This is a genomic window from uncultured Bacteroides sp. (assembly GCF_947632445.1).
Taxonomy (GTDB): domain Bacteria; phylum Bacteroidota; class Bacteroidia; order Bacteroidales; family Bacteroidaceae; genus Bacteroides.
Map to the genome: position 1 here is coordinate 1 of NZ_CANRPM010000125.1, position 3484 is coordinate 3484.

Sequence of the window (3484 nt, forward strand, 5' to 3'; positions counted from 1 at the left end):
AAAATGGCATTTGAAGGGATTATGATATGTAATCTTCATATGCCATTTTATTTTTAGGAACATTTACTGAATATCCCGAAAAAAGAGATATGCCTTGTGGACATATCCCTTTATCTTTTCCTGAAAAGATTGTATTATACTCCCAAGTGGATAGCCTCGGAAGGACAAACATCGGCGCAAGTGCCGCACTCTGTGCAAGCCTCAGGGTCGATAGAATATTTGTCACCTTCAGAGATAGCGCCTACCGGACATTCGTCGATACAAGTTCCGCAAGCAATACAATCGTCACTAATTACGTAAGCCATTTTTGTTCAAATTTTAAATTATTATTAGTACTAATTTATGTGGGGCAAAAATAATGCTTTTCCACATTGGTTGTTGTGTCCAGATACCTTTTTTGTGTTAATTTGTTTGCTTTCTAAATAAGATGTTTGTTTAAGCAGTTGATAATTAATAAAGTTCAAGGCCAAGTTCTTCTTTTAGTTTCAGCAGAGCCTTGTTCTCTTGTGCCATCATCTGATATTTTTCTACACGACTGTAAGCGCGAGTATTTTCTGTCGATTCACTGACACGCACGGTCATGATCACTTTCCTGTTTTTCAGGTGGGTGCGCAGATAATCCTGGATTGCAGGTATCATGTCGGTAAATTCTTTCAAAATGATTTCGTTGTCTACCGTTACTTCGAACGTTGTGTCGTTCAAAAGTGTAGGGTGCATGTTGTGCATACGTTTGGCAATGGCTACTTGTTCGACGGGAAGTCGGTCGGCATATTCCTGCCAGTAATAGTTGACATCGCGTTCGTTGAAGATGTAGTTTTCTTCAGGTTGCTGTGCTGTTGGGGGCGTTGTCGCGGGGACGCTTGGGGTTTTGTCGGTGGCGGTGGACGATACTTGCGGGCGTTGCTTGATGGATATGCCAACCTCTCCCACCGACATGACGGGGATTTTCTTCTCTTCTTTTCTTTCTTGTGCCGCCACCGTAGCGGCTATGGCCGGAGATGGATGTACCGGTTGGGCAGGTTGCACTTGCTGTGATTTCGATACGGATGGTTGTTTATCGGGTTGTGCAACCTGCGTAGTGACTTGTGCGTTGAAAATGGGTTTGATCGCTTGCTTAGGGCTATGCCCGTCACTGATGGCTTCTTCCTCGCCCGAAGTAATCTGCGCTAATTGTATCAGGGTCAGTTCAACCAGTAGGCGTTTGTTTTTGCTGGTGCGATAGTTTAAGTCACAGTCATTGCAAAGTTTCATGGCGCGATACAGGAAGGGTAGGGGACATTTCTGTGCCTGCGTCTGATAGCGTTCGCGGATGCTGGCTCCTACTTGAAGCAGCGGGAGGGTAGAAGCATCTTTGCTTACCAGCAGGTCGCGGAAATGCGACGAAAGGCCTGTAATGAAATGGTTGCCGTCGAAACCTTTGTTCAGTACGTCGTTGAATAGCAGCAGCGAGTCGGTCACTTTGTTTGCCAACAAGTGGTCGGTCAGGCGGAAATAGTATTCATAATCAAGTACGTTCAGGTTTTCGATAGCGTTCTGGTATGTAATGTTGCCTCCTGTGAAGCTGACCACCTGGTCGAAGATGGACAGGGCATCGCGCATGCCTCCGTCTGCTTTCAGGGCGATAACGTTCAGGGCTTCCGGTTCGGCCGTTACCCCTTCTTGGGAGGCTACGTGGGCCAGGTGGGCGATGGTGTCTTCTACACTGATGCGGCTGAAGTCGTAAATCTGACATCGTGAAAGGATCGTTGGCAGGATTTTATGCTTTTCGGTTGTGGCGAGGATGAAGATAGCGTGCTGCGGTGGTTCTTCCAATGTTTTCAGAAAAGCGTTGAAAGCCGAAGTCGACAGCATGTGCACCTCGTCGATGATATAGACCTTGTATTTCCCGATCTGGGGTGGAATGCGTACTTGCTCCACCAATTGGCGGATGTCGTCGACCGAATTGTTCGAGGCGGCATCCAGCTCATGGATGTTATACGACCGTTGTTCGTTGAAGGCTCTGCATGACTCACATTGGTTGCAGGCTTCTCCGTTGGTGGTTGGGTTCATGCAGTTGATGGTTTTGGCAAAGATGCGGGCACAGGTTGTTTTTCCCACACCTCTCGGGCCGCAGAAAAGGTAAGCATGGGCCAGTTTCCCTGTGGCGATGGCATTCTTTAGAGTAGTGGTCAAGGCGCGTTGCCCCACAACCGATTCAAAAGTGGACGGACGGTATTTTCGAGCCGATACAATATAGTTTTCCATATAATGCAGGATGTTTTGTCACTAACACAATAGCGCAAAGATAATGGAAAGCCGAGGCAGTACAAAATATGTCGGGCTATTTTTCTTTTCCGGTGCAGAATTGTTTGGTGAAAATCTTGCCATCCGAAGCGGCTTTTTCACTAAATCGTCTTATCTTTGTGGCACGAAGTAATGGATTTTAATCAATAGCCGAAGATGGACAAATTGGTTTCCCTTTGGAAATTTGTTCGCAAGAACAAATACCTGATAACCATATTGGTTTTTGCTGTAATCATCGTGTTCTTGGACGAAAACAGCATTCTTCGCCGCGTGAAGTATGCACGCGAGGAGCAGGTATTGCGTAGCGAGATAGAAAAATATCGTAACGAGTACGAAGAAAGTACCCGACGCCTGAGCGAACTGGCGGTCGATTCGGGTGCTATCGAACGTGTGGCACGCGAAAAGTATCTGATGAAGAAGCCCAATGAAGATGTTTATGTGTTTGACGAAGATTTAGAAGAATGATGAAACAGATGATGCAAGCTTTTATGCTGGTAGGTGCCGTCATGGTGCTGACGGGAGCAGCTGTCTATATTACAAAGTGGGCGTTGGCGCCTTATGTCTATACGATTGGTGCCACTTTGTTTGCCTTGGGGCAGATCAATACACCTGCGTGTGTCCAAAATGCCATTATTCGGCGTCTGCGTCGTCAGCAGATATTTGGTGCACTTATATTGGTATTGACGGGGGCTTTCATGCTGTTTATGCATGGTAATGAATGGATTGTCAGTCTCACCATAGCGGCTATTCTGCAATTTTATACTTCCATTCGCATCCCGCAAGAAGAGGAAAAGGAGTTGAAAGGGGAATAACTTTTCCGGCAATTCTATTTTCTCTTTTTCTGAAACCGCCGTTTTCCCCTTCTTAAATCGCCACTTCCTTCTTCATAGACCGTCGTTTTCCCTTTTTCATCCTTCCGCCATCGGGTAGCTGTTGTAATGTTTTCGCGCGCGTGTATAGATAATAATGTGTATTTTGTATTCTTTTGTCTTTCCTGTTCCGTTCGTGGTGTATTTATAAGGATTATTTTAGTTTATATAGAAAAAAAGTTCTCTAAAAATTTGGATGATATGTTTCGGAGTTTCTACCTTTGCACCCACTTTCCGTTAAGGCGGAGGGCGCATAGAAGAGCGTTCTTTGAAGAGATTCCATATAAACAATACAGTAGTACAAGAGCAAGACTGTTGACAGTCTTGGGTAA

The 3484-nt window shown here is 45.5% G+C and carries 4 protein-coding genes; 2 read left to right on the forward strand and 2 right to left on the reverse strand.

The features are described 5' to 3' along the window. Positions 1-134: 134 nt before the first annotated feature. Both Q0Z70_RS13300 and Q0Z70_RS13305 read right to left on the reverse strand, forming a co-directional pair. Positions 135-305, reverse strand: coding sequence for a 4Fe-4S binding protein (locus Q0Z70_RS13300; RefSeq protein ID WP_298075256.1), 171 nt, complete (start codon positions 303-305; stop codon positions 135-137). Positions 306-450: 145 nt separating this feature from the next. Further along, positions 451-2244, reverse strand: coding sequence for a DNA polymerase III subunit gamma/tau (locus Q0Z70_RS13305; protein WP_298075258.1), 1794 nt, complete (start codon positions 2242-2244; stop codon positions 451-453). 195 nt (positions 2245-2439) lie between these two features. Here Q0Z70_RS13305 and Q0Z70_RS13310 point away from each other — a divergent pair, with 195 nt between their 5' ends. Then, positions 2440-2748: a septum formation initiator family protein gene (locus Q0Z70_RS13310; RefSeq protein ID WP_298075260.1), complete on the forward strand. Its 309-nt coding sequence runs from the start codon at positions 2440-2442 to the stop codon at positions 2746-2748. Beyond that, on the forward strand, positions 2748-3095 hold the full coding sequence (locus Q0Z70_RS13315) for a hypothetical protein (RefSeq protein ID WP_298075262.1): 348 nt from the start codon (positions 2748-2750) through the stop codon (positions 3093-3095). Before Q0Z70_RS13310 ends, Q0Z70_RS13315 begins: the two co-directional genes overlap by 1 nt. Positions 3096-3484 lie beyond the last annotated feature (389 nt).

Excerpts from the sequence above, each read along its gene's own strand:
- Q0Z70_RS13300 (WP_298075256.1), bottom strand. The coding sequence starts at position 305 with ATGGCTTACGTAATTAGTGACGATTGTATTGCTTGCGGAACTTGTATC.
- Q0Z70_RS13315 (WP_298075262.1), top strand. The coding sequence starts at position 2,748 with ATGAAACAGATGATGCAAGCTTTTATGCTGGTAGGTGCCGTCATGGTG.
- Q0Z70_RS13310 (WP_298075260.1), top strand. The coding sequence starts at position 2,440 with ATGGACAAATTGGTTTCCCTTTGGAAATTTGTTCGCAAGAACAAATAC.
- Q0Z70_RS13305 (WP_298075258.1), bottom strand. The coding sequence starts at position 2,244 with ATGGAAAACTATATTGTATCGGCTCGAAAATACCGTCCGTCCACTTTT.